The organism is Gemmiger sp. (assembly GCF_057431175.1).
The window spans coordinates 13,055-39,268 of record NZ_DBMDDV010000004.1 but is presented as its reverse complement, the minus strand read 5'-3'; the positions used below and the strand labels follow the sequence as shown (position 1 = coordinate 39,268).

The following is a 26,214-nucleotide window of genomic DNA, read 5'->3' as shown; positions in this document are numbered from 1 at the left end:
GGAATACGGCATTTCGTATATAATGTGGTTAGATTATAAGCAGGGGAGAGATTATTATGCTGCCGATCGAACAGCTGCAAGAACTTATCAAGGGCAAAAAGGTTGCCTTTATCGGTGCTGGTGTCAGCCACAAGCGCTGCATTGCGCAGTTTGTGGAACTGGGCGCGCAGGTCACGCTCTGCGACCAGAAAAAGAGCCTGGACGACTTCGGCGACTACGCCGACACGCTGCGCCGCCTGAATGTGAATTTGAGCCTGGGCGAGCATTACACCGACGGCTTTGCCGGACAGGATATCATCATGCGCACGCCGGGCTACGAGTACTACAAGCCCGAGCTGCAGGCCGCCAAGGCTGCCGGTGCACTGGTCACCAGCGAGGTGGAGCTTTTCTTTGCGTTTTGCCCCTGCGAAATCGTGGCCGTGACCGGCTCTGACGGCAAGACCACCACCACGACGCTGATCTCCAAGATGTTTGAAGCCGCAGGCCGCAGGGTGTTCCTGGGCGGCAACATCGGTGCGGCACTGCTGCCCCAGCTGTCCGACGTCACCCCCGACGCGGTGGCGGTCGTCGAGCTGTCCAGCTTCCAGCTCATCAGTATGCGCCGCAGCCCGAAGGTGGCGGTCGTGACCAACGTCACCCCCAACCACCTGGACCATCACAAGGATATGCAGGAGTATATCGACGCCAAGCGGAACATTCTGCTGTGGCAGACCCCGCCCTGCCGCGCCGTGCTGGGCTATGAGAACGACGTTTCCCGCAGTATGCAGAGCGACTGCAAGGGCGAGCAGGTCTGGTTCACCCGCCTGCACGAGACGGACAACGGTGCGTTCCTGCGGGAAAGCGACGACACGCTCTGCTATGCCGAGAACGGCGTGGTAACGCCGATTCTGCCCCGCAAGGATATTAAACTGCGCGGCCTGCACAATGTGGAAAACCTGCTGGCCGCCTGTGCCGCCGTCTGGGGCCGTGTGCCCATCGAGGCCATGCGTCAGGTCGGCTCGACCTTCACCGGCGTCGAACACCGCATTGAGCCGGTGCGCACGCTGGACGGCGTGACCTACTACAATGACTCCATCGCGTCCAGCCCGACGCGCACGATCGCGGGTCTGCGCAGCTTTGACCAGAAAATTATTCTGATCGCGGGCGGCTATGATAAGAAGATCCCCTATGAGCCGCTGGCCCCGGAGATTCTGGCCCACGTCAAGACGCTGGTGCTGATGGGCGCGACCGGCCCCCGCATCGAGAAGGCTGTCCGCGAGTGCCCGGGCTTTGCCGAGAGCAGCCTGACGATCCTGCACGCCGACAATATGCAGCACGCTGTTGAGCTGGCGCGTTCCGCGGCAAAGTCCGGCGACGTGGTCAGCCTGTCGCCCGCCTCCGCGTCCTTTGATTTGTACCCTAACTTTGAGGTGCGCGGGAAGGATTACAAGAATATCGTGAATGCACTGAAATGATTCAATCCGCCTCTACCTCCGCTCTCCGCGCAGAATACCTCCGCCGCCTTGCCGATAAGCCCTACTTTGCGGCCAACCTCGGCACGCATCTGAATTTATTTGGCCAGCACCCGGCCAGCGGGTGGGCGTTCTACCTGCTGCCCGGCTCGGCTGTGCTGGAACTGCGGGGCGGCTCGGCTGTGCTCTGCGGCGAATTGCCCGGCGGAGACGCGGGTGGCGACGCCCGGGAGGAACTGCGGGGTTTCTTGCAATTCCTCCACGCCGATACGCTGCGCAGCGAGCATCCGCTGGCCCTTGACGGCTGGCGACCCGCCGCGCCGCTGGCCCTGTGGGAACTGCCCCGGGGGCGCACGCTGCCCCTGCCGCCAGCGCCCCCGGCAGAACTGATGCTGGACAAAGCGCCGTCGATGCTGCCCATCAGCCGCCTGGTGTTTCCTGACAGTGACGCCGAGGCTGACGAGTTCTACTCCACCGCCTGCACGGCGCTGGCCCATGGCGTGGGTAACTGCCGTGCCCTGCTGCACGGTCGCAAGCCTGTCTGCACCGTGGGCTGCTATGAGGCATCCCCTGCCGAATGCTACATGGCCGCGGGTGTTACCGACCCCGCCTGGCGGGGCAGGGGACTGGCCCGGTGGCTCATCGTGAGCCTTGCCAACGAGCTGGCCGCCGACCGCACTGTGCGGTTCGCCTGTTTCCCGGAACTGTGCGATTTTTATGCCCAGCTAGGATTTTTACAGATCGGCAAAATTCAACATTATAGTACAGATTGGAATACTCAATGATCGAACAATTTTATGACCTGCGCCCCGAAGTGCTGGCGCTGGACCGCAAAGCCCTTGACCTCTGCCGTGCGCAGTTTGCCCATGTGGAGGAGATTCGCGACTACAACCAGCTGAAAATGCTGCGCGCCTTCACCGACTGCGGCGTCGAGGCGCGGCATTTCTGGGGGTCCAGCGGCTACGGCGTGTGGGACGACAGCCGCAACAAGCTGGAAGAGGTCTTTGCCCGCTGCATGGGGGCCGAGGCCGCCCTCGTGCGCCCGCAGTTTATGAGCGGCACCCACACGCTGACCGTGGCGCTGTTCGGCCTGCTGCGCACCGGTGACACCCTGCTGGCCGCCACCGGCCGCCCCTATGACACGCTGGAAGGCGTCATCGGCATCGGTGATGCGGGCAAGGGCTGCGGTACGCTGCGGGAGTTCGGTGTAAACTACGACGAGTGCCCGCTGTTGCCGGACTTTACGCCCGACTATGACCTGATTGCCGAGAAGGCCAAGACCGCGACAGTGGTGCACATTCAGCGCAGCCGCGGCTACACCCAGCGCAACGCCTTTGACCTGGCGACGATTCAAAAGGTGGCCGACACCGCCCGCAGGGCCAACCCCAACGCTGTGATCTTTGTGGACAACTGCTACGGCGAGTTCACCCAGACCGCCGAGCCGGTATCCTTCGGCGCGGACATCATGGCAGGCAGCTTCATCAAGAACCCCGGCGGCGGTATCACCCCCACCGGCGGCTACATTGCGGGCCGCCGCGACCTGGTGGAAAAGTGCAGCCACCGCTTCACAGCTCCCGGCATCGGCGGCGACCTGGGCTGCACCCAGGACAGCCTGCGGGATACCTTCCTGGGCTTCTACTACGCGCCCGGTGTTGTCTGCGAGGCGCTGAAAACCGCGATTTATGCCCAGTGTCTGCTGGAACTGGCGGGCGTCAACCCGGTACCGCGCTATACGGCTGACCACAACGATATTGTGACCTGCTTTGACTCGGGCAGTGCCGCCGCGTTGACTGGCTTCTGCGCGGGCATTCAGCACAACAGCCCGGTGGACAGCTTCGCCAGCCCCGAACCCGCCGACGAGCCGGGCTACACGGACAAGGTCGTCATGGCCAGCGGCAGCTTTACCGAGGGCAGTACGATCGAAATCAGCTGCGACGGCCCGCTGCGCGCCCCCTACACCTGCTACCTGCAGGGCGGCGTCAACTTTACCGCCGGCCGTGCCGCTGTCCTGAACGCCGTGCAGAACGCGTTTTTTGCGGAATAAGAAAAAAGGCTTCCCACTTGGGGGAAGCTGTCCGCGAAGCGGACTGATGAGGGGCAGCCTGCCCGTGATTCCCCTTCATCCGGCCCTGCGGGCCACCTTCTCCCGAGGGAGAAGGCTTTAGCTACAAAAATTCCCGCATATCCAAATCGGATATGCGGGAATTTTTTGCCAAACCTTTAATGCTTCACAAAATCGCGAACCAGCGCCTGCAGCAGGTCGTCGCGGTCAATGCGGCGGATGATGGCACGGGCGTTCTTGTAGGTCGTGATGTAGGTCGGATCCTCCGACAGGATGTAGCCGACGAGCTGATTGATGGGGTTGTAGCCCTTCTCCTCCAGCGCGCGGTACACTTGCAGCACCGCCTGCTTGATCTCCATATCACGGTCATCACGGATGGAAAATACGGCGGTTGGTTCAGAGATCGGCATTTCAATTCTCCCCTTTACAAGATATCATTAGCCCTATTATACTCAACACGCGCCAAATTTGCAAGACGAAAACCATAAAATTTTATACAGAAATGCAAATTTCGTCCTTGCTGTTGTATAATGCAAAAAACCGCTTGAAACCTTGCGGCTTCAAGCGGTTTTTGGTGCGCCCGCAGGAACTCGAATCCTGGACCCTCTGATTAAAAGTCAGATGCTCTACCAACTGAGCTACGGGCACATCTATTGCACTGTGGGTCTCACAGCCCTACTATTATAGCAAGTCCGGCCCCGCTTGTCAATACACTTTTGAAAACATTTTACGCGGATTTTCTCAGCCTTTCGCCCCGCGCCCCTTGCCAAACGCAGGACAGCGCGGTATAATAGGTTTTTAGAGTAGAAAAAACCGTAAAGGGGATTTGGAAATATGGAAACTTTGGGCAGCCTGCGCCGTACCAATTACTGCGGGGAAGTCAGCCTTGCCATGGCGGGTCAGGAAATGACCGTCTGCGGCTCCATCGCCCGCGCCCGCGATAAGGGCGGCATCATCTTTGCCGACCTGCGCGATACCACCGGCATTTTGCAGCTGGTGTTCGATGAGGATACCCCCAAGGACGTTTTCGCCAAGGCCGAGAGCCTGAAAAGCGAGTACGTCATCATCTGCCGCGGCAAGCTGCGCGAGCGCGCCGCCAAGACCGACAAGATTTCAACCGGTGACGTGGAGCTCTACGTTACCGAGCTGCGCATCCTGAGCGAGGCCCAGACCACGCCGTTTGAGCTGCGCGACGAGATCAACGTCAACGACGACCTGCGCCTGCGCTACCGTTACCTTGACCTGCGCCGCCCGTCCATGCACGAGCCGATCGTGCTGCGCAGCAAGATCATGCAGATCATCCGCAACTATTTCTGCGAGAACCACTTCACCGAGATCGAAACGCCTACCCTCATCAAGTCCACGCCCGAGGGTGCGCGTGACTATCTGGTGCCCAGCCGTGTGCAGCCGGGCCACTTCTACGCCCTGCCCCAGAGCCCGCAGCTCTATAAGCAGATTCTGATGCTGTCCGGCTTTGACCGCTATTTCCAGCTGGCGCACTGCTACCGCGACGAGGATCTGCGCGCCGACCGTCAGCCTGAGTTCACCCAGGTGGACGAGGAGATGAGCTTTGTCTCCGAGGACGATATCATGACCCTGAACGAGGGCCTGATCAAGCGCCTGTGGAAGGAAATGCTGAACGTCGACGTCGAGACGCCGTTCTACCGTATGCCCTGGGATGAGGCTATGGGCCGCTTCGGCTCCGATAAGCCCGACACCCGCTTTGGTCTGGAAATCCAGGACGTGACGGAGGTGTTCAAGGGCACCGAGTTCAAGCCCTTCGCCGCCGTGCTGGAAGCAGGCGGCACCATCCGCGCCATCAACGCCAAAGGTCTGGCCGATAAGCTGTCCCGCAAGAACATCGATAAGCTGGGCGAGGTCGCCAAGACCTACGGTGCCAAGGGCCTGGCGTACAGCCGCCTGACTGCCGACGGTACTTCCTCCAGCTTTGAAAAATTCCTGACCGACGCCGAGAAAGCTGCGCTGTATGCCGCACTGAACGCCGAGACCGGCGACGTGCTGCTGCTGGTCAGCGATACCGATTGGGTCAAGGCATGCACCGCGCTGGGCCAGGTCCGCCTGGACATTGCCCGCAAGCACGGCCTGATCGACCCCGACAAATTCAACTTCCTGTGGGTCGTTGACTTCCCGCTGTTCGAGTACTCCGAGCAGGAGGGCCGCTGGATGGCCATGCACCATCCGTTCACCCTGCCCAAGGCCGAAGACCTGGACAAGGTCGAGAGCGACCCCGGTGCCTGCCACGCTGTGGCCTACGATATCGTGCTGAACGGTGTCGAGATGGGCGGCGGCTCCATGCGTATCAACGACCCCGCTTTGCAGGATCGTATGTTCCATGCCCTGGGCTTCACCGAGGAGAAGGCCCGCGAGAGCTTTGGCTTCCTGATGGACGCCTACAAGTTCGGCGCACCCCCGCACGGCGGTATGGCCTACGGCCTGGACCGTATGGTCATGCTGATGCTGAAGAAGGATTCCATCCGCGACGTCATTGCCTTCCCGAAGGTGCAGAATGCCGGCGAGCCGATGAGCGGCGCACCGGACGTGGTGGACGAGCAGCAGCTCAAGGATTTGAGCATCGCGCTGACGCTGAAGGACTAACCTGAAAATTTGGCTGCTGTGTAGGGACCGGGCATGCCCGGCCCGCGGCCTACCCGCAGGATTCCCTTTTGCGGGTAGGTGCAGGGCGAGGCATGCCTCGCCCCTACCGCACACCAAGACAAAAACCTGCCCAACCGCATACACGCGGCTGGGCAGGTTTTTGTGGTTTCTGTCAATATTTCGGCTTCGGCTCGTTATCGCTCTTCACCGCATACTCCGCTGGCGGCGGGGTCTGGATGGGCTTGGGCGCTTTGGGGGCCTTGAGGGCTTTCGGATGGCGCTTGCGCCAGAATCGCAGAGCCGCAATGACTGCAATGACGATCAGCACCACTGGCCACAGGTAGACCAGCGCAATGACCAGCCCCTGCACAAACCCAACGAAGGCGTCCCAGCCGCCGCCGAACGCATCGGCAATGCGCTCGGTGAAGGTCACGCCGGTCGGGGTCAGGGTTGCGACCTCTTCCAGATAGATGTCTACGGTCGAGTAGCTGACCTGCTGGTCCATATTGCGCAGCTGGCGGGTGTAGTTCTCCAACTGGTACTGCACATCGGAAAGCTGGCTCTCGATTTCCAGCAGATCCGCTGTTGTCTCGGCCTGGTCTGCCAGTTCATTCAGGCGGGTGCGCTGGGCTTCCAGTGCCGCCAGCCGGGATTCCACATCAATGTAGCTGCTGGTGATGTTCTGGGCATTCTCGCTGACATTGCGCACGCTGCCTGCCTCGCCCACGGCAGCCAAAAACGCGCGGTAGTTGTCCACCGGCACCCGCACGGTGTAGTCGGCGCTGCGGTCGTGATCCTTTTCAGTGCCGTAAACGCTGGTGGACTCCATCCATGCATTGTTGGCCTCGACCGCAGCCATCAGGGTTTCGCGGGCGGCGTCAAAGTCGGTGGATTCCATCGACAGGCTGGCGTTGTAGATGATTTTCTGCGCGGTCTCATCGGTAGCGGCTTCGGCGGCGTTGGCGGGCATCAGGCTGCTGTCTACCGCGCCTGCGGCGCTGTCATAATTGCAGCTTTCCTGCGCGGCGGCCTCGGTGGCGTAGTAGCCGCCGTCGCTGCTGCTGATGCTGCCGCAGCCCGCCAGCAGTGCGGCGGCGGCCAGCGCAGCGGTGATACGGGTGATGCGCTTTTTCATGTTGGATGCTCCTTTCTACGTAAAGGCTTCCCCTGAGGGGGAAGCTGTCCGCGAAGCGGACTGATGTGGGCAAGTTTGTCTTGCCGCCTTTTTACGGCTCGGTGTCGGGAACGCCGCCCCTCATACGGCCTTCGGCCACCTTCCCCTCGGGGGGAAGGCATTTCCCTTTTCACCAATATAACACGGAAAATGCCAGCTGTGTGTTACAAACCAAATACAAAAAAGTGGGATGTGCCGCAATTTTGGCACATCCCACAAATTTTTGGTTGCTTATTCGGCTTTCTGCCCAAGCAGCTTGACGTCGTCGTTGTCGGCAAAGGCAACGGCGTTGTACCCGGCGGCTTCCAGCGTGCCGAACTGCTTGCCCAGCTTTTTGGCCTGGGGCAGCACGGTCACATCGTAGTCGGCGCGCAGCTGCTCAGCCTTGGCCAGCACGGCGGCAAAGTCGGCGTCCTTCAAATACAGCAGCGCCATCTTCGGCTTTGCGCCGGGGATCTGATAGCCCTGCTCCAGCAAAATGCCGCAGACGCGCTCAAACCCGATGGAGAAGCCCACGGCCGGGACCTGCTGGCCGATGAACTTGCCGACCATGTTGTCATAGCGGCCGCCGCCGGCCACGGCACCGCTGAACTGCGGGCAGGTGACCTCAAACACCATACCGGTGTAGTAGCCCTGGCCGCGCACCAGGCTGGGGGCGTAGGCAATGCCGTAGCGGCCGTTTGCGACCTTCTCGCTGGCGGCAATGACATAGCGCAGGTCGGCGGTCAGTGCCTCGTCGTCCACCTTGGCGGCGACGGTGTCCAGGCTGAAATCCCCTGCACGCAGGAAGTCGTCCAGCGCCTGCACGGCCTCGGGGGCAAAGCCCTTCTCGGTCAGCTCGGCCTTGACGCCGTCCGCGCCGATTTTGTCCATCTTGTCAAAGCTGATGCAGACGGAATCCAGCTGGTCCTCGGCAAAGCCCATCTTTTCCAGCATGGCGCGCAGGATGCGGCGATCGTTGATGTTGACGGTGAACCCGGTAAAGCCGATCTTCAGCAGGGCGCGGGCCGTCACGTCGATCAGCTCGACCTCGGCGTTGGGGGAAGAATCGCCAAGAATGTCAATGTCGCACTGGACGAATTCGCGCAGGCGGCCCTTCTGCGGGCGCTCGGCGCGGTAGACGCGGTCAGTCTGGATGACCTTGAAGGGGTTGGGCAGCTCGTTGCGGTTGGCCGCGTAGTAGCGGGACAGCGGAAGCGTCAGGTCATAGCGCAGGCCCATGTCGGACAGCTGCTTCTCGTTGCCGCTTGCCAGCGCGTGCTCCAGCTTGTCGCCGCGCTTGAGAACCTTGAAAATCAGGTTCAGATTATCGCCGCCGTCGCTCTTGTCCAGGTTCTCCATGTCCTCCAAAATCGGGGTGGAGATGCGCTGGAAGCCTGCGGCGCGGTAGGTGGCCAGGATCTGGCCCTGGATATAATCACGCAGCGCCTGTTCCCGCGGGAGCAGATCGCGCATACCTTTTAAAGGTTGTGTCTTCATGGTGGTTCTCCTTATTGCAAATTGGCTCCCCCTCTTGGGGGAAAGCTGTCACCGAAGGTGACTGATGAGGGGCGCGTTTGCCATAGTGACCTACAAATGGGCAATAGAGGCAAGCCTGCCCCCATCCGGCCTTCGGCCACCTTCCCCCACAGGGGAAGGCTTTTTATATATAATCATATCGCCCAAACCGCATTTTGTCAATCCAAACCGGGCATACTATCCCGAAAAGGGGAGGGGATGCGTGTGCCAAAACAAAATCGCGGGCCGTATATTTTAGCGGCGGGGGCGGCGGCACAGCTGCTCACCGGCATCCCTGCGGCGTGGGGCGTGTTCCAGCAGCCGGTCATGCAGGGGTACGGCTTTTCCCGCGGGCAGGCTATGCTGGGGTTTGCGGTGCTGGTCGCGGCCTATGGTGTGGGCTGCGCAGTGGGCGGTTTGCTGCAGGATGCCCGCGGTCCGCGTTTCGCCGGGTTGTGGGGCACGGCCCTATTGGCGGGCGGGTTCTTCGCGGCGGCGTTCGTGCCGCCCGCCAGCGCCGCATTGTTTCTTGTCGTGTACAGTCTGCCCGCCGGGCTGGGCAGTGCGTTTCTGGCCCCGGCGGTGCTGGCCTGCGCCCAAAAATGGTATCAGGACAAAAAAGGCTGGGCCACCGGCGTGGCGGGGGTGGCCATGGGGCTGTCCGGTGCGTTTTTTACGGTGTTTGTCAAGGGCGTCGGCGGGGTGTGGGGCATCCGCGTTTGCTTTGCGGCGCTGGGGGTGGTCATGCTCGTCGTCTGCGGTGCGGGGGCGCTGATTTTGCAAGACCCGCCGCCTAAACCCCAGAGCGGCAAGCCCCAGCCGGGGCCGGATTTTGACTACAAGCAGATGCTCCGCACGCCGCAGTACAAGCTGTGTGTGGCGGCGGTAGCGCTGTCCGCCCCGGCGGTGCTGCTGTTCAGCCCGGAAATTTTCAAAATTGCCACCGAGCGCGGCCTGCCCGAGAGCGCCGCGCCGTACAGTATCGTGCTGGGGTCGGCGGCCAGTGCGGCGGGGCGGATGCTGCTGCCCGCCCTCAGTGACAAGCTGGGCCGCAAGCCGGTTTTGTACGCCGTGTACCTGGGTCTTGCGGCGGGCAGCGCATGGTTTGCCTTTGCGGGGCAGTGGTGGGTGTTGGCGGCCTATGCGGTGCTTACGTTTTTCTACTCCGGCGGCGCGGCCGTGCAGCCGTCCTTCAACACGGATCTGTTCGGCCTGTCCCACGCCGGGGTGAACTATGGATTCATCGCCTTGGGCATGAGCGGCGGCAGTATTTTGAGCTATATCGGGGCGCAGGCCCTGCCCCTGGCCGCCCGCCATTGGCTGGCCGGGGGATGTGCTGCGGCGGGGCTGGTTTGTGTCAGTCTTGTAAAACCTGTGGAGAATGGTTGAATTTTTATGCGCGGCAGGGTACAATATGGATTTGCCGGGAACTTGTAGGGGCCGGGCATAAGCGGCCCGCGGCCTTCCCGCAGACGGTCGATTTCCGTTGCGTTGCGGGCCGCACATGTGCGGCCCCTACATAGCAGCTCCGGCAATAAATTACGTGCTTTAAGAGGTTTTCACTATGACCCAAACCCAACAGCTTCGCCGCCTGGCTGCACAGTCGGCCGCGGCATTTTTGGTGGCGGCGCTCTGTGCGTTCCCACTGTATATCGATAAATTCTCCAACCTCGGTGTTGTCAAATTCACCGGCATCTGCACGGTCAGTTGGGCGTTTGCGCTCTGGCTCGGTGCGCTGGCCGTCGTCGGTGCCAAGCCGATGCCGGGTCGCCTGCCCTGGAAAAGCGACCCCGGCCTCGGGGCACTGGGGGCGGTCACGGCATCGGGCGTGCTGTCCACGGTGCTGTCGCTGTCGCCTGCGGCGTCCTTCTGGGGGTTGGGCGGCTACTACGGCGGCTGTATGATGGTGCTGTTCACGGCGGCGGGCTATCTGGCCGTCCGCGCCTTTGCGCCGCAAAAAATTTTAAACGGCCTGACCTTCTGCGTCGGCGTTGCTACCGCCATCGTCACGGTGCTGTACGTCCTCAACATATTTAATATCGACCTCATCGGTACCTATGCGGACACGGCGGTCGTGGAGCGCGCGCAGTTTTTCTCGACATTGGGGCAGAAAAACTTCTGCTCCGGGTTCATGGCGTTCGCGCTGCCGCTGGTGTTCTATGCGTTCTTAGTCGCGCGGGGCGTGCGACACACACTGTTTTACGGCGTGCCTGCGTTCTTTGGCGGGTTAGCGCTGGCTGTGGTGGACGCCGAGGGCCTGACTTTGGGCATCGGCGCGGCGGTGCTGGTGCTCATCTGCCAGAAAAACTTCACCACCCGCACGCTGCGGCGGCTGGCGGTCATCGGGGCGTTTTTCTTCTTCCACGCCGGGTGGATGCAGTATATGCGCACCCATGTCTACACCCAGGGCGGTAAGCCAATGCTGGCGGCGCTGGGTCATGTGGCGCAGTTCGGGTTCACGGTCTGTCTGGCAGTCTGGGCCGTGCTGCGGTTTGCCCTGCGCGGGCGGGAAATGCCGCTGTACAAACTGGGCCGGGCACTGGCGGCGGTCATTGTGCTCGGCGCGGCAGTGCTGACGCTGCTTGCCAATTTTATGCCGGGCTTCCCCAGCCTGGGCCGCCTGGATGACCTGCTGGTTTTTAACGATGACTGGGGCACCTACCGCGGCACGGCCTGGCGCATCACCGCCGAAAGCTGGCTGGCGCAGCCTGTGTGGCGCAAGCTGTTCGGCGTCGGCCCCGGCATGATGCACACGGCGGTGGCCCAGTGGGCGGGCGCGGACATCACCGAGCGGATGCGCACCTTTTACGCCGCCCACAACGAGTACCTGGAACTGCTGCTGACCACCGGCGTGGCGGGGCTGGCCGCGTGGCTGTGGTTTGTGATCGCCCACCTGCGCAAGGCCGCCCATAACTGGCTGCGCCCCGGCGTGGCCCCGGTCACACTGGCGCTGGTCAGCTACCTGGCCCATGCGGTCATCTCGATACGCGTGTCGATGATTTTCCCCGAGATCATGCTGCTGTTTGCGCTTTTGCAGGTGTTTTGTCTGCCGCCGGAGCAGGAGGAAAACTCCGCCACGGCGGAGAAACCTGTACGGTACGGCAAAGGCAAAAAGACGAAATCTGCCGAGCCGGTGCAGCAGCCCGGCCTGCTGCGGCAATGGCTGCCGCCGATTGTGGCAGGCATTGTGATGATGGCTGTCTGCGGTGCAGCCTCGCGGGTGATCTTTGGGTTTCTGTTTTAAGGAAAAGCCTCCCTTTGACAAGGGAGGCTTTTTTATTTGCTCCACCATGCCCATCCGCCGCCTGCCATGCCGCCCGGTCAGAGAAAATGCCAAAAAACCAAAGGTTAGCTTAAACTAACATCTTGAAAAACAGGATTCGACCCTTTATAATAAAGATAGCTGTGAAAAGCCTAACAATATGCAAAGGAGAGAAAATTATGATCGAATACTCCGCACAGGTCAACGCAATGTGCCCGATCACAAAAGGACCCAAGCACGGTCCCGCGCCCATCCCCGAAGAGGGCCAGTGGGTCAAGGCGTATAAAATTGAGGATATCAGCGGCTACACCCATGGTGTGGGCTGGTGTGCTCCCCAGCAGGGCACCTGCAAGCTGAGCCTGAACATCAAGAACGGCATCATCGAGGAAGCCCTTGTTGAGACCATCGGCTGCTCCGGCATGACCCACTCCGCCGCTATGGCCGGTGAGATCCTGCCCGGCAAGACCATCCTGGAGGCTCTGAACACCGACCTCGTCTGCGACGCTATCAACGTTGCTATGCGTGAGCTGTTCCTGCAGATCGTCTACGGCCGCAGCCAGACCGCTTTCTCTGAGAACGGCCTGCCTGTCGGCGCTGGCCTGGACGACCTGGGCAAGGGCCTGCGTTCCATGACCGGTACCATTTTCTCCACCAAGGCCAAGGGCGTCCGTTATCTGGAGCTGACCGAGGGCTACATCCTCAAGACCGCTCTGGACAAGGACAACCAGGTCATCGGCTATCAGTTCGTCCGTCTGGGCAAGATGATGGAGGACATCCGTCACGGCAAGGACCCGAAGGAAGCCTACGAGAAGAATATCGGCACCTACGGCCGCTTCTCTGCCGAGCAGGGCGCTGTCAAGTACATCGACCCGCGTGAAGAATAAGAGAGGGAGGAACATAGATTATGGCAACTTTTGAATCCCAGAATCGCCGTATGCCCAAGATCGAGGCTTGCCTCAAGGCCAACGGCCTGGAGAGCCTTGACGCCTGCAACGAAATGCTGCTGGCCAAGGGCATCGACTGCGATAAGATCATCCGCGGCATCCAGCCCATCTGCTTCGACAACGCCGTCTGGGCTTACACCCTGGGCACCGCTATCGCCGTCAAGCGCGGCCTAAAGAGCGCTGCTGACTGCGCCGCCGCCATTGGCGAGGGCCTCGAGGCTTTCACCATCCCCGGCTCTGTCGCTGAGCAGCGCAAGGTCGGTCTGGGCCACGGCAACCTGGGTGCCATGCTGCTGCATGAGGACACCCACTGCTTCGCTTTCCTGGCTGGCCACGAGTCCTTCGCCGCCGCTGAGGGCGCTATCGGCATTGCCCGTACCGCCAACAAGGTCCGCAAAGAGCCCCTGCGCGTCATCCTGAACGGCCTGGGCAAGGACGCTGCCCAGATCATCAGCCGTATCAACGGCTTCACCTACGTCAAGACCGACTACGACTTCGCCACCGGCGAGCTGAAGGTCGTCGAGACCATCCCTTACTCCGACGGCGAGCGCGCTGCTGTCAAGTGCTACGGCGCCAACGACGTTCTGGAAGGCGTTGCCATCATGAAGGCTGAGGGCGTTGAGGTTTCCATCACCGGTAACTCCACCAACCCCACCCGCTTCCAGCATCTGGTCGCCGGTACCTACAAGAAGTGGGCTATCGAGAACGGCAAGAAGTACTTCTCCGTCGCTTCCGGCGGCGGCACGGGCCGTACCCTGCACCCGGACAACGTCGCTGCAGGCCCCGCTTCCTACGGTCTGACCGACTCCATGGGCCGTATGCACGGTGATGCCCAGTTCGCTGGTTCTTCCTCCGTCCCGGCTCACGTCGAGATGATGGGTCTGATCGGCGCCGGCAACAACCCGATGGTCGGCATGACCGTCGCCTGCGCTGTTGCTGCTTCTCAGGCCAACGCTTGATTTGAACTGAACCATTAGGCTTTTCGCCGCCCTTTCCGCAAGGAAAGGGCGGCTTTTTTGTGGGTTTTACTTGCTTTACAGCGTATCATGTTCTATAATAAAATCGAGTATGTGTAAATTTATCTTGGGAGAAACTACCAATGCCCAAAATTGACATCGACAACTACATAGAACAGAGCGGTATGCGCAAGGCGCGGTTCGGCGGCTATGAGCCGGAGGATGTGCGCCAGGCCATGCTGGACCTCTGCGCCGACTATGAGCAGCATCTGGCGGCAGCTGCCGCCGAGGCCCGCGCTGCCCGGCAGGAGAACGACGCCCTGCGCCGCCACGCCCAAAACCTGATGATGCAGAACCAGACGCTTTCTGGCCAGAACGCAACGTTGGCCGGGCAGGTAGACAAGCTGCAAAGCTACCGCGCCAACCTGGAAACCCAGTTTTCCACTGCCAAAGAGCGCAACCACTCGCTGACAAATCAGGTGGATATGCTACGGCTGAAAAACAGCGACCTTGTGCGGGAAAATAAGGAACTGACCGAGCAGTGCGAGGAGGCAAACTCCGCCCTGCGGGTCAAGGGTCGCGCCCATGACCAGGCCCGCCAGCAGGTGTTGGCCGACCGCGACAAGGTCATCTCCGATGCCGAGACCGAGGCTGCCCGCATCCGTCAGCAGGCCAAGGATGACGCTGACAAGATCATCAAGGACACGAACCTGAAAGCCGAGGCCATCGACCAGCTGGCCCGGGAACAGGCCATTGCCCAGGCGCGCCAGATGGTGCAGTCTGCCACCGATGAAACGCGGGAGATACAGAACGCCCACCGCCTGCGGCTGCAAGACCTGAAGAGCCGCATCACCGAGATGGAGAAAGCCCGCGGTGAGATGATGGACTACCTGGCAAAAGTCATTGGGGATCTGCAGAAGGCCCAGGACTACGCCAGCCGCACCGCGCCGCTGATCGTCCACAAAGAGGATTTGGAGGAGGCCGACGCCGAGCCGCAGCTCGATTTGTCGGCCCTCAAGGTGGATGCGGCGGCCTCGGCCCTGCGGGACAGCGAGCCGGAACCCGATACCCCGGCCCAGCCCGCCGCTGACGAGACGACGAACCGCGTGGTGGCCCCCGGCATGGACGACGATGAGCCGCGCACGAACACCGTTGTGACGCCGTCGCCCGACTATTTTGACACCGAGCCGAAAGCCCAGCCCGGCGACCCCAACGAGGAAGTTGAGATACCCGGCGCAATTTTCTCCTATCCGATTTTGCGCCAGCAGGGCGAGCCGATTCTGGACGAGGGTGCGCCCCCCGCACCAGTGCCCCACAAGCCGGTCATGCCCAGCTTTACGCTGGCAGACGACGATGAGGACGGGGGGGACGCCGTGCCCGCCTCGGCCCCGGCCCCCATGCCCGCCCCCGCCAGACCCCAGACCAAACGCCGCCGCAAGGCTATCATGGCGCTGCGTGCCTTACATAAAAAACTTGGCGTGTAGGCGCTGTCGATCAGAAAAGAGGGATGCCCGTGAGACTGCATAAACTCTGGTGCTGCCTGCTGGCTGTGCTGGCCCTGGCGGCACTGTGCGCCTTTGGCGCGGCGGCGGATACCACCGTTGGCGTGACCGGCGCGGGCACCTTTAAAATGGAACAGGCCTACGTCAACGTGCCGGAGTTGGATGTGTATTTCTACGCACTGAACGGCGACGGCGACCCCTATTCCTCCATCCAGGTGCAGGCCGCCGGGCCAGAACTGACGCTGGGCGACCGCAAGCTCGAGGTACGGTCAGTAGGCATTGCCAATGACCCAATTTGCTATATCGTCGCGCTGGATAACAGCAGCGGCATCAGCACAGCAGACTTTTACACAATGCTGGGCGGCGTACGCAAGCTCATCGCGGTGATGGGCGAGAATGACCAGCTGATGCTGTACACGACGGCGGGGGCGACCGAATGCGTGCTGCCCGCCACATCGGACAAAGACCTGATGTACAAGGCACTGGCACATATCCAGCAGGCTGAGGGCAGTATGGATACAGCGCAGCTTGTCTCGGCCGTATACAGTGAGATACAGAGCGACTACCAGGCGCTGGCCCCCCGTAAAGCGGCCATGATCGTGACCGATGCCGGGCAGGTGCTGTCCAATATGGCGCTGTTCGGCACGCTGGCCAGCGATGTCGGCGACCAGATCGGCATGGCGGCCTACGTCTACCTGATGACCGAAGAACCGAAGTTTTTTGAAACATTGGCACAGGCGGCAGACGGTAAGCTGGTGCTGTGTGAAGCATCGACGCTGGGGGATGAACTGAAGAAAAAACAGGCCTATTTTGCCACAGCACTGGAAATCCGCACCGAGGTCCCCGAGAGTATGTACGGCGAGCGATTGGAAACGCTGACGCTGGCCATGCCCCAGTTGGGCAGTGCCATCAAGAACAGCCAGACCGTTTACATGGGCTACAAACTCACAAAACCCCAGGTCACGAACGTGGAGACGCTGCGGCGCGACAAGCTGCGCCTGACCTTCAACCAGCCCATCCACGAGAATGCCGACAAGATACAACTCTACGAGATACGCTCCAAGGATATCTGGAACTGGCGCGTGCAGGTCAAATCGGTAGAAATTGCCGAGGATGGCCGCACCGCAACACTGGAGATCGAGCCGCTGTACAAGGGCGAATACACCGTGGCGCTGAACCGGGTCTCCAGCAAGATGAGCGCCGCCAACGTCAGCAGCAACCGGCAGACGGCGACGTTTAAAGTGGTCGTCTGGCCGCGAGATAAGAAATTTTATTTTGCGCGGTTCCGGGTGCCGCTGTTGCTGGCCACCGTGCTGCTGCTGACGCTGTTCGGCAGCTGGTACGGTGTGCGCCGCCGTGACCGCGCTGCCGAAAAAGAGGCCGAGGCCGAACACCTGCTGGCCGGGGCGGGGGAGCCGGACGCCCTGCCGCGCCGCTGGGTCACGCTGTTCTGGAGCCAGCGGCCCTCCATCGCCGAGAGCCGCTGGGCCGGTATGGTGGAGAGCAGCCTTATCATCGGCAGCGATGCAGCCCAGTGCGATTTGTGCATCCCGGATCGCAAGCTCTCACCCCAGCATTGCGTGCTGGCGGCCCAGGGGGACTCGCTGCTGGTGCAGACGCTGACCGACCGGGCCAAGGTGTATGTGAACGGTGAACGCATTGAGGGCGAACACCGCCTGCAAAATAACGATACCCTGCGCATCGGCAAGACGACGATAAGGTTAGTTTTGTAGGGAGGCTTGCTCCCTCCGCGGGGCGTCGAGAGCGCCGCCCCCCCTGCATCGAAAAACCACACAAAGGAGCCTTCTTATGAAGCTATCCAAATGCGAAAGCGGCCATTTTTACGACAGCGACAAATACCCCGAATGCCCCTATTGCAACACCGAACTGCTGAAAGACCATTCTATCGTCCATGAGGGCGAGGCCGAGCAGCCCGCCGCCGTGGACAAGGCGGCCCCGGCGGGGCCGGTGGCCGGCTGGCTGGTGGTGCTGGACGGCGTGGCCAAGGGCCGTGACCTGCGGCTGGGCATCGGCCGCAGCTTTCTGGGATTGGACGCCGACGGCACGCCGGTTACCTTAAGCGCCGACGCGCCCTTGAGCGCCCGCCAGGCCGCCGTCGCCTACGATGCCGAGAAGAACGCCTTCACGCTGCTGCCCGGTTCCTCCCAGGAACTCTGCTACCTGGGCGAGGATGCCCTGCTGGAACCCCAGCCGCTGACCGGCGGGGAAGTGCTGCGCCTGGGCGGTGCCGCGCTGCAATTTGTGCCGTTTTGCGGTGCAGACTTCCATTGGTAAGGGGGCTGCGCCATGACAAGTGAGATCGTCATTTTAATTACGGAACTGCGCAACAAACAGCGTATCACACTGCCTGCGGGCAGCTACCGCTTTGGCCGCAGCGCCCAGTGTGAGTACGTGCTGCGCCGCAACAGTGTGGGCGATAACCAGTTCACCGTCTCCTTCGAGAACGGCCGGTGGGTCGTCACCGACGACGGCAGCGACTACCGTACCTGGTTCAACAATCGCTATTTGGACTCCGGTGAGACGAGCGTCCTGCAGAGCGGCGATGTCATCGGTTTGAACACAGACGGCGACGCCGACACGCAGGAAATCACCTTCCGCGTGGAAGAAATCACCAACGTGCAGGGCGACGGCGCGACCCCGATAAAAGAACAGACCTCCGACGCCGTCCTGCGGGAGGTGGACGTCCGCCGCAAGAAGCGGGTGCTCATCGGCCGCGGCGATGACTGCGACATCAAGCTCGTCAGTGACCGCGTCTCCCGCCACCACTGCGAGATTTTGTACAAAGACGGCCACTACGAACTGCACGACCTCGGCTCGACCAACGGCACCTATGTGGACGGCGTGCGTGTGACCCGCACGGTGCTGCGCAACGGCGCGGTCATCAACGTCCCTGCGCAGGTTTTCGCCTTTACCGGCGGGATGCTGCACTACCACGCGCACCAGAGCGGCATTAGTATCCAACTTGTAAATGTGTACAAAACGGTAAAAAATGCCAACACAGGCCGCCCGCTGAACATCGTGGACGGAACGAGCTTTCAGGTGGAGCCGAACAGCTTTGTGGTGCTGGTGGGCGGGTCCGGCACGGGCAAATCCAGCCTGCTGACCTGCATCACCGGCACAGCCCCCTGTACGGCGGGCAGCGTGCGGTTTGATGGGCTGGACACCCGCTCCAACCGCAACGCCTTTGAGGCCGCGCTGGGCTATGTGCCGCAAAAAGACATCATGCATGACAACCTGACCGTGGAGCAAAGCCTGACCTACACGGCCAAGCTGCGCATTGCCCACGACGCGACCCGCGCCGAAATCGCCGCCGCTGTGGCCCACGCCATCGAGGCGGTCGATTTGCAGGGCCGCGAGAAAACGTTTATCTCCCGCCTGTCCGGCGGCCAGAAAAAGCGTGTCTCGATTGCGATGGAGCTGCTGGCCAACCCGCGGCTGCTGATTCTGGACGAGCCGACGAGCGGCCTTTCCCCTGATTTGGACCGCAGCATGATGGAGCTGTGCCGCCGTTTGAGCCACCAGAACTGCACAGTGCTGATGGTCACACACAATATGTCCAACATCAACCTATGTGACAAAATCGCATTTCTGGGCGTGGGCGGCGTGCTATGCTACTACGGTGCGCCCGAGAAGCTGAACGACTATTTTGATGTGGAAATGACCAGCGATATCTTTGAAAAGCTGCGCGATCCGGAGCAAATTGAACTGTACCGCGAAAAATATTACACGACCCCCGAGTTCAACCGCCTGCTGGCGGCCTGCCCGGAGGCAGCGCAGGAGGCGGATAAACGATGCAGCCAGTAAAATTTTTGAAGTTCCTGCGCCAGCTTGGGGTGCTGATCCAGCGCAATCTGCAGCTGATTTGGAACGACAAGCTGCTGCTGGCAAGCCTGGCGCTGCAATCGCCGTTTATGGTGCTGGTCGTCAAGCTGACGGCGGACCCCAACTGCTTTACCTCGAACCTTGTCAACATCGGCAGCCGCACGGCGCTGTTCATTCTGGCCGCCATGGCGACGTTTATGGGCACGCTGAACTCCTACCGCGAAATTTGTAAGGAGCGGGAGATCATCCTGCGCGAAGCCTCGGTCGGCGTCAGCCTGCAGGCCGTTGTTTTGAGCAAGGCGGCGGTGCTGCTGCTGGTGGAAATTGCCCAGGCGGCCATTTTGGCGCTGGGGTTTGTGTCCATCGTCCATGTGCCGCAGAACCACCTGCTGCTGGAAACCGACATGGAGATTTTTGTCACGCTGCTGCTGACGATGTTCTCGTCCAGCTGCGTTGGCCTGCTGATTTCGGCGCTGTTCACCAACGGTGAAAGCGCGATCCTGGCTGTGCTGGTGCTGATGATTGGGCAGGTCGTGTTCAGCAATGTTATGTTCACTGTGACTGGTGCGGCGGCGACGATTTCCAACATCATTGTCTGCCGCTGGGGCATGGGTGCGTTGGGCGCATCCACCGACCTGAACAGCCGCATGGCCTGGCTGCAAGCCGGGCTGGACGGCCCGATGTACGACGCGACTGTTGAAAACCTGACCCACTCCTGGCAGATGCTGGGGCTGATTTCGGTAGTCTGCCTTGTAGCGGCCTGGCTGGTATTGCAGATCGCGTTCGACAGGAAGAAGGCATAAGAGGCGGTGCGGGCGGAATTTCTCCGACCTCGCTTTAACAAGGGAAGCTTTAATGGCCCCTCTGTCAAAGGGGCTGTCCGCGAAGCGGACTGGGGGATTCCGGCCGCTTGCTTTAGTACAACATAAACCAACGCCCCGAGCTTTTAACAGCTCGGGGCGTATTTGTTGAAAATTATGCCTTTTTGATTTTTTCCGCAGCATTCGCGGCGGTCTCTTTGGCGGCGGCCTTTGCAGCGGCGGCCAGCTCACGCAGGCGCTGGGTGGCGGCGCGGGTCGCGGCCAGCGTGTCGGCGTAGTTCAGGCTCTTCATATCCGGGAAAGCCCGCAGCAGACGGTGCGCACCGATAAAGTCGTGGTCGGCGGCGGTCAGCTTCTCCCGCAGTTCGCCCACGCGGGCGGTGACTTCGGCCCGCAGCTCGGCAGCGTTCTCGCGGCCCTCCAGCTTGGCAAGGGCCAGCTGCAATTTCTGCTCGTCCAGAATCGCGTCTGCGGTCATGGCGCTGGTGCCCAGCACGGTGGTCAGTTTGTCGCTGGTCACACGCAGGCGGGCACGCAGCTCATCGATTTCCCGCAGGTACTTGTTCAGGCCGATGGCGGCGGCGGTGGAAACAATGACGTCCGCCACAAAGAAAATGAACAGCACAATGTCCAAAATCAGCATGGCCTTGAACGGCATCGGGTTGGAGCCGCGGGCCAGCAGCGGGTGTACGACTTTGATCATCAGCACGCTGCCCAGCCCCCACAAAAGCGAGAATTGCGGGCAGATGTAGCCGCCCAGGTTGAACTTCATGTTAGAGTAGTCCCACCAGCGGATGCGGTAGACTTTGAACAGTGCCCAGCCGCCCACCAGCTCAATGGCGGTGGTCAGAATCATGCCGATAAAGAAGATGGCAACGGCGCTCATGCTGCCGCTGCTTGGCATCGGGATCAGGCTGACGCTGTACACCAGCCCCACCATGCCGAAGCCGTAAATCGGGCAGATCGGCCCGCAGAGAAACCCGCGGTTGACGAGCTTGTGCTCTTTGATGGCGGCGTAAACGACCTCGACGCCCCAGCCGATGCAGCCGTACAGGAAAAACCAGTAGACGGTCTTAACGACAAATTCACTCGGCGGCATCTTCGCCCTCCTGCTGTTTGGCAAGAGCTTTCGGCTCCACCCAGGTCACGGCGCTGTCGGGGCCTTTGCGGGCAATCAGCGCCTTGATGGGGATGCCCTGCTCGCTGAACATGCCCTCGTGCTCGGTGCGCAGATTCCAGTCCGGCTCGTTTTTGTGCAGGTCAAAGGTCTGCCAGGTAATTTCAAACCCGGCGGCGGGGAAGTAAGAGAGACTGTCCCGGAACAGGTCGTCGTCGTCGGTCTTGAACCAAATCTCCGCGCCCTCATCCATCAGGCCGCGGTACTGCAAAAGCTGGCGCGGGTGGGTCAGGCGGTGCTTATTGCTGCCGGCGTTCTTGCTCCACGGGTTGCAGAAATTGATGTAGATGCGCGAAACACGGTCGTCTGGTGTGAAGGCATTGCCCAGGCGCTCAATGTCCAGGCTGGCGATTTTCACGTTGTCGGAGGGAATACCGCGCTCTGCATAGGCGGCCTCGACCTTGCGCTTGGCGAGGATCAGCACCTTGTCGGTAATGTCGATGCCGAGGTAATTGATATCCGGGTGGGCCGGGGCGATCTGGGCCAAAAATCCGCCCTTGCCGCAGCCCAGCTCCAGGTGCCAGGGCTGGTCGGGCCGGGCGTACAGCTCGTGCCAGTGGCCGCCGTGGGTCAGCGGCTCGTGAACGTGGAAATCGCAGGCCAGCAGCTCCGGCCGGGCATAGGGTTTAAAACGCATTCGCATGGTGGGGTGTCTCCTTACAATGTATTCAACAAAAAAACTTTCACTTGTTCAAAACTGCCGCTCGCCAGGCTGCCTTGGCAAAAGCCTGGTTTGCCGCCGCCGCGGCCCTGGTAGGCCGCGTTCAGCGCTTTGCAGGTCTCGCGCAGATCGCCGCCCGGGGCAGAGGCCAGCGCATAGGCAAGGCCCTGCCCGCCGGGGGCTAAAGTGCAGCAGGCCGCGCCGGTCTTGGCTGTGATGGACATTGCCACACGGCGCAGGCCGTCGCCGTCGGCACCGTCCACCCACAGCACGGCGGGCTGGCCCGGTTCCGCTGCGGCGGCGTAAGCATCTGCCAGCGTGTTTTGCAGCGCGGCCAGGCGGGCTTTCAGTACCGCCTCGCCGTTTTGCAGCCGTTCAAGTGCCGGAGCCAGGGAGCCAACGGGCGAACTTAGCAGCCGCCCGGCGGCCTCGGTGTCGGCCCAGATGCCTGCAACGGCGTCATAGGCGCGCTGCCCGCAGGCCACGGCCAGCCGCATACCGGATTTGTAGTGGGCATACGAGATAATCTTGATCAGCCCGACCTCGCCGGTGCGGGCCAGGTGCGTGCCGCAGCAGGCGCAGCAGTCGCCGCCGGCCTCCACCAGCCGCACGTCGCCGTCCAGCGCTTTTTTGCTGCGGTACTCGGTGTGGGCCAGCGTTTCCGGGTCGGGCACCCAGCAGCGCACCGGGGTGTCGGCACGCACAGCGGCATTGGCTTCAGCCTCGGCCTGGGCCAGCTGTGCGGCGGTGAGCGGAATGCTCGTGTCCATCCGCACATAGGGCGTGCCGATGTGGAACCCGACGTTCTCGGCCCCGAACAATCGGTGCAGCGTACCGCTTAAAATATGCTCACCGGTGTGCTGCTGCATCGCGTCCAGCCGTGCGGGCCAGTCGATGCAGCCCTCCACGGTGCCGCCCACAGTCAGCGGGGCGTCGGTGGTGTGGGTGATGGTGGTACCGTCGGTATGCACGGCCAGCACACGCGCTGCGCCCAATGTACCGGTGTCGCAGGGCTGGCCGCCGCCCTCGGGGAAGAAGGCCGTGCGGTCCAGCACGACCGCAAAGCCGCCCTGTACCGGGGTACAGGCCAGCACCTGCGCGGTGAACGTTTGCACATAGGAATCTGTTTCGTATAATTTTTGTGTCACGATAGGCAGAACCTTTCAAAATTTTGCGATTTTTTTTATTATAACATAAAACAGGTGTGGAAAAAAGTTATCTTATCCTATATAATAAAGGATAGCCTGAAATTTTACAACCATTTATGAGGGAAAACTGCGTAATGCAAACTAGGAAAACTGCTGCGGCGCTGGCATTGCCTGCGCTGCTGCTGGCGGGGTGCTCGCTGGCCGACGTACAGGCCGCCGTGCTGCCCGCCGAAAATACCGCGACCATTGAGACGGCTCCCACCGCCGCGCCGCAATCGCTGACTGTCTATGCGTCGGCGTCGCTGGCCCCGGCGGCCAGGGCCTACGCCGATGCCCAGGGGGTAGCGCTGACCGAGACGGACGACGCCGGCGCGGCCGACCTGCTGCTGGTGGATCACGCCTCCGGCGGCAGCCTGCTGGATGTGACCAGCGACACGCTGTTGGCCGCAGCTGCCGCCCGGGCTGACATCACTGACAACGCCAACACCCTGCCGCTGGGCCGCAGCCTGTACGGCTACTGGGCCAGCAAAGACGCGCTGACCGCCCTGCTGGGCGATGACGCCGTGACGGCGCTGCAGGGGGCGACCTGGGACGAGTGGAGCGACTTCGTCGAGATACTCTCCGCCTGGCTGGCTGCGCCGAAAGCTGCTGTGGTAACGCTCTCCGGCCAGGACTACACCCTGCCCGAGACAAAGCCCGACGCCGTGAAAGCCACCGGCGTGTTTGCCCAGCCTGCCGACCGCGCCGCCGGGTACAGCGCCGCCATCCTGGCTGCCGACGGCACCTACACTGCCGACGCCCTGACAGGCCCGCTGAACGGTGTGTACAGCGCCGTGGTGCTGGAATGGGACAACATGGCCGACAGCGAGGCCAATGCGGTGTTCCGCCGTGCCAAACTGACCGACCTGCTGGCCGAGTACGGCAGCGACGCCTGCCAGGGCATGGTGCTGGTGCCGTTCAAGTGCAATTTTGACGAGAGCGATCTGACCACCGAGGAGTACAACCTGGATGGTCTGCTGGATTACCCGGTGTTGGCTGACGTTGGCTGCATTGCCATCAACGCAGGTACCAGCGCTGACGGCCTGAAAGCCGCCAAGGGTGCCGCGCTGTGGCTCTACTCCAACGGCGAGGGCGAGGACGCCCTGACTGAGACGCTGGGGGTCATCACCCCCTGGAACACGGCGTCGGATGCAACGGCGCTGGGGGCCATGCAGGTGGAACAGGCGGGTATAGGCATTTTGCCCGGCACCGCGCTGGACGCCGCAACTGCCGACGCCCTGACCGCCAATGAACTGGCCCTGCAAGGCAGCGAGAGCCGCACCAAAGCCGAGCGCACAGCGTTTGTAAAGGCGGCGCTGGCAGCGCTGGGGGCAGGGGAGACGGCGGAGTAATAAACCCCATGCCTTCCCCCCAAGGGGGAAGCCTTTATCGAAGGAAAAGAGGAACATCATGGAATTTAAACGTTGCAGTGGTATTTTGATGCCGATTTCCAGCCTGCCCGGCGGGTATGGCATTGGCAGCATGGGCAAACCGGCTCGTGATTTTGTGGACTTTCTCACTAGGGCGGGGCAAACGATCTGGCAGATTCTGCCGGTCGGCCCCACGGGCTACGCCGACAGCCCCTACCAGAGCTGCTCGGCCTTTGCGGGCAACCCCTATTTTATCGATCTGGATCTGCTGGCCGCCGACGGCCTGCTGACCAAAAAGGACTACGCGAACATCAACTGGGGCGGCGATGCCGCCAAGGTCGATTACGGCACCCTGTATGAAAAGCGCTTTACCGTGCTGCGCAAGGCCTACCACAACTTTATGCGGCAGCGCCCGGTCCCCGGCTATGACACCCCTTACTCGGACGATTGGTATCGTTTCCAATTTTTGAGCAGCGATTGGCTGCCCGATTACTGCCTGTACATGGCGATCAAAGAGGACAACGGCATGGTGGACTGGCAACAGTGGCCCCGCGCCCTGCGCGTCCGTGAGCCGGAAGCCCTGGCCAGGTTCAGAGCCGAGCACGCCGAGGAGATCGAGTTCTGGGCATTTTTGCAGTACGAGTTCGACCGCCAGTGGCGCAGCCTGCACGCCTATGCAAAATCCAAGGGCATTGCCATCATGGGCGATATCCCCATCTACGTCGCAGCGGATTCCGCCGACGCCTGGGCAGGCCGCGAGCTGTTCGAGACTGACGCCGAGGGCAAGCCCCGCCGCGTGGCAGGCTGCCCGCCGGACTACTTTGCCGCCGACGGCCAGCTGTGGGGCAACCCGCTCTACGACTGGAACTACCACCGCAGCACCGGCTATGCCTGGTGGATCCGCCGCATCCGCCATGCGCTGTCCATCTATGACATCCTGCGCATCGACCACTTCCGCGGGTTCGACACCTACTGGGCCATCCCGGCAGGGGAGACGACCGCCCGCAATGGCCGCTGGGAGCAGGGTCCCCGCATGGATCTGTTCCGCGCGCTGCACAACGCCCTGGGCAGCTTGCCCATCGTGGCCGAGGACCTGGGCGAGATGTTCGACTCGGTCCGCCAGCTGTTGGCGGAGAGCGGCTTCCCCGGCATGAAAGTATTGCAGTTCGCCTTTACCGGCGAGGACAGCGTGGATCTGCCCCACAACTACCCGCGCAACTGCGTGGCCTACCCCGGCACCCACGACAACAACACCCTCTCCGGTTGGTTCGGCGAGGAACTGACCCCTGCCCAGCGCAAGCAGGTGGAGGAATACTTCGTTCTGACCAAGCAGGAGGGCATTGTGCGCGGTATGCTGCGCGGCGTGCAGGCCAGCACGGCGGCGCTGGCGATTATCCCGATGGCCGACTGGCTGGAGGAACCCGCTGCCAGCCGCATGAACACCCCGGGCATGGCCCAGGGCAACTGGCAGTGGCGCGCCGACGCCAAAAAGCTGACCCCCGCGCTGGCAAAGGAAATGCGCACCATGGCGGTGCGGTACTTCCGTCATACCGATAAATAATTTGTGTAGTTCGCATGGTATTTTTCGCCTGGCCGAAAAATCTTTGTGCAATGCAAGGCTAGGAAAATTGCCGGCATTGTGGTAAACTATATGAGTTACGAGAGAAAAGCTGTATAGGCCACAATGCCGG

The 26,214-nt window shown here is 61.6% G+C and carries 21 protein-coding genes and 1 tRNA gene; 15 read left to right on the top strand and 7 right to left on the bottom strand.

What is annotated here, in order from left to right; translation table 11 throughout:
• The first annotated feature begins 56 nt into the window (after nt 1–56).
• The 3 genes from murD to ACZO0A_RS02790 are packed head-to-tail and all read left to right on the top strand — an operon-like array spanning nt 57 to nt 3,495.
• A complete protein-coding gene (murD, locus tag ACZO0A_RS02800; RefSeq protein ID WP_417065865.1) occupies nt 57–1,454 on the top strand; it encodes a UDP-N-acetylmuramoyl-L-alanine--D-glutamate ligase in 1,398 nt (465 codons plus the stop codon).
• Nucleotides 1,451–2,236, top strand: a complete 786-nt coding sequence (locus ACZO0A_RS02795) for a GNAT family N-acetyltransferase (RefSeq protein WP_294719098.1) — start codon at nt 1,451–1,453, stop codon at nt 2,234–2,236. Before murD ends, ACZO0A_RS02795 begins: the two co-directional genes overlap by 4 nt.
• Nucleotides 2,233–3,495 carry a methionine gamma-lyase family protein gene (locus ACZO0A_RS02790; protein WP_330035345.1) on the top strand — a complete coding sequence of 421 codons (1,263 nt, stop codon included), beginning with the start codon at nt 2,233–2,235 and terminating at the stop codon, nt 3,493–3,495. The genes ACZO0A_RS02795 and ACZO0A_RS02790 overlap by 4 nt, the downstream gene beginning before the upstream one ends.
• Nucleotides 3,496–3,671: 176 nt before the next feature.
• On the opposite strand, the gene ACZO0A_RS02785 is transcribed toward ACZO0A_RS02790, so the two are convergent.
• Both ACZO0A_RS02785 and ACZO0A_RS02780 read right to left on the bottom strand, forming a co-directional pair.
• Nucleotides 3,672–3,923, bottom strand: a complete 252-nt coding sequence (locus ACZO0A_RS02785; RefSeq protein ID WP_143402656.1) for an IreB family regulatory phosphoprotein — start codon at nt 3,921–3,923, stop codon at nt 3,672–3,674.
• Between the two features lie 162 nt (nt 3,924–4,085).
• Nucleotides 4,086–4,161, bottom strand: a tRNA-Lys gene (locus ACZO0A_RS02780).
• Between the two features lie 186 nt (nt 4,162–4,347).
• Here ACZO0A_RS02780 and aspS point away from each other — a divergent pair.
• A complete protein-coding gene (gene aspS / locus ACZO0A_RS02775) occupies nt 4,348–6,129 on the top strand; it encodes an aspartate--tRNA ligase (protein ID WP_291232211.1) in 1,782 nt (593 codons plus the stop codon).
• 172 nt (nt 6,130–6,301) lie between these two features.
• On the opposite strand, the gene ACZO0A_RS02770 is transcribed toward aspS, so the two are convergent.
• A complete protein-coding gene (locus tag ACZO0A_RS02770; RefSeq protein WP_302375239.1) occupies nt 6,302–7,264 on the bottom strand; it encodes a DUF4349 domain-containing protein in 963 nt (320 codons plus the stop codon).
• Between the two features lie 270 nt (nt 7,265–7,534).
• A complete protein-coding gene (gene hisS / locus ACZO0A_RS02765; protein ID WP_215691729.1) occupies nt 7,535–8,782 on the bottom strand; it encodes a histidine--tRNA ligase in 1,248 nt (415 codons plus the stop codon).
• Nucleotides 8,783–9,025: 243 nt separating this feature from the next.
• On the opposite strand from hisS, the gene ACZO0A_RS02760 reads away from it, so the two are divergent.
• The 9 genes from ACZO0A_RS02760 to ACZO0A_RS02720 all read left to right on the top strand — a co-directional run bounded on the left by ACZO0A_RS02760 (nt 9,026) and on the right by ACZO0A_RS02720 (nt 20,110).
• Nucleotides 9,026–10,189, top strand: coding sequence for an MFS transporter (locus ACZO0A_RS02760; RefSeq protein WP_486846008.1), 1,164 nt, complete (start codon nt 9,026–9,028; stop codon nt 10,187–10,189).
• Between the two features lie 175 nt (nt 10,190–10,364).
• Nucleotides 10,365–12,044: an O-antigen ligase family protein gene (locus ACZO0A_RS02755; RefSeq protein ID WP_302375243.1), complete on the top strand. Its 1,680-nt coding sequence runs from the start codon at nt 10,365–10,367 to the stop codon at nt 12,042–12,044.
• A 200-nt stretch (nt 12,045–12,244) separates the two neighbouring features.
• The gene (locus ACZO0A_RS02750) at nt 12,245–12,946 is read left to right on the top strand and encodes an iron-sulfur cluster assembly scaffold protein (RefSeq protein WP_078783638.1); all 702 of its coding nucleotides are present in this window, start codon (nt 12,245–12,247) and stop codon (nt 12,944–12,946) included.
• A gap of 20 nt (nt 12,947–12,966) precedes the next feature.
• Nucleotides 12,967–13,965, top strand: coding sequence for a GGGtGRT protein (locus ACZO0A_RS02745; protein WP_078783606.1), 999 nt, complete (start codon nt 12,967–12,969; stop codon nt 13,963–13,965).
• A gap of 140 nt (nt 13,966–14,105) precedes the next feature.
• The gene (locus tag ACZO0A_RS02740) at nt 14,106–15,446 is read left to right on the top strand and encodes a hypothetical protein (RefSeq protein ID WP_302375246.1); all 1,341 of its coding nucleotides are present in this window, start codon (nt 14,106–14,108) and stop codon (nt 15,444–15,446) included.
• A 29-nt stretch (nt 15,447–15,475) separates the two neighbouring features.
• Nucleotides 15,476–17,197 (top strand): FHA domain-containing protein, encoded by a 1,722-nt coding sequence (locus ACZO0A_RS02735; protein WP_302375248.1) that lies wholly within the window; start codon nt 15,476–15,478, stop codon nt 17,195–17,197.
• Between the two features lie 76 nt (nt 17,198–17,273).
• On the top strand, nt 17,274–17,759 hold the full coding sequence (locus tag ACZO0A_RS02730) for an FHA domain-containing protein (RefSeq protein ID WP_302375250.1): 486 nt from the start codon (nt 17,274–17,276) through the stop codon (nt 17,757–17,759).
• Nucleotides 17,760–17,771: 12 nt separating this feature from the next.
• The gene (locus ACZO0A_RS02725; protein WP_302375252.1) at nt 17,772–19,289 is read left to right on the top strand and encodes an FHA domain-containing protein; all 1,518 of its coding nucleotides are present in this window, start codon (nt 17,772–17,774) and stop codon (nt 19,287–19,289) included.
• Nucleotides 19,277–20,110: an ABC transporter permease gene (locus ACZO0A_RS02720; protein WP_215691722.1), complete on the top strand. Its 834-nt coding sequence runs from the start codon at nt 19,277–19,279 to the stop codon at nt 20,108–20,110. The genes ACZO0A_RS02725 and ACZO0A_RS02720 overlap by 13 nt, the downstream gene beginning before the upstream one ends.
• 172 nt (nt 20,111–20,282) lie before the next feature.
• On the opposite strand, the gene ACZO0A_RS02715 is transcribed toward ACZO0A_RS02720, so the two are convergent.
• From ACZO0A_RS02715 to ACZO0A_RS02705, 3 genes are read right to left on the bottom strand one after another with little or no spacing between them, the layout of a single operon-like run.
• Nucleotides 20,283–21,227 (bottom strand): putative ABC transporter permease, encoded by a 945-nt coding sequence (locus ACZO0A_RS02715; protein ID WP_302375253.1) that lies wholly within the window; start codon nt 21,225–21,227, stop codon nt 20,283–20,285.
• A complete protein-coding gene (gene trmB, locus ACZO0A_RS02710) occupies nt 21,214–21,948 on the bottom strand; it encodes a tRNA (guanosine(46)-N7)-methyltransferase TrmB (protein ID WP_302375255.1) in 735 nt (244 codons plus the stop codon). Before trmB ends, ACZO0A_RS02715 begins: the two co-directional genes overlap by 14 nt.
• A 14-nt stretch (nt 21,949–21,962) precedes the next feature.
• Nucleotides 21,963–23,114: an alanyl-tRNA editing protein gene (locus ACZO0A_RS02705; RefSeq protein WP_337757586.1), complete on the bottom strand. Its 1,152-nt coding sequence runs from the start codon at nt 23,112–23,114 to the stop codon at nt 21,963–21,965.
• A gap of 134 nt (nt 23,115–23,248) precedes the next feature.
• Here ACZO0A_RS02705 and ACZO0A_RS02700 point away from each other — a divergent pair, with 134 nt between their 5' ends.
• The gene (locus ACZO0A_RS02700) at nt 23,249–24,505 is read left to right on the top strand and encodes a hypothetical protein (protein ID WP_302375258.1); all 1,257 of its coding nucleotides are present in this window, start codon (nt 23,249–23,251) and stop codon (nt 24,503–24,505) included.
• 55 nt (nt 24,506–24,560) lie between these two features.
• Complete coding sequence (gene malQ, locus ACZO0A_RS02695) at nt 24,561–26,084, top strand: 4-alpha-glucanotransferase (RefSeq protein WP_302375333.1); 1,524 nt, start codon at nt 24,561–24,563, stop codon at nt 26,082–26,084.
• The last annotated feature ends 130 nt before the right edge of the window (nt 26,085–26,214 follow it).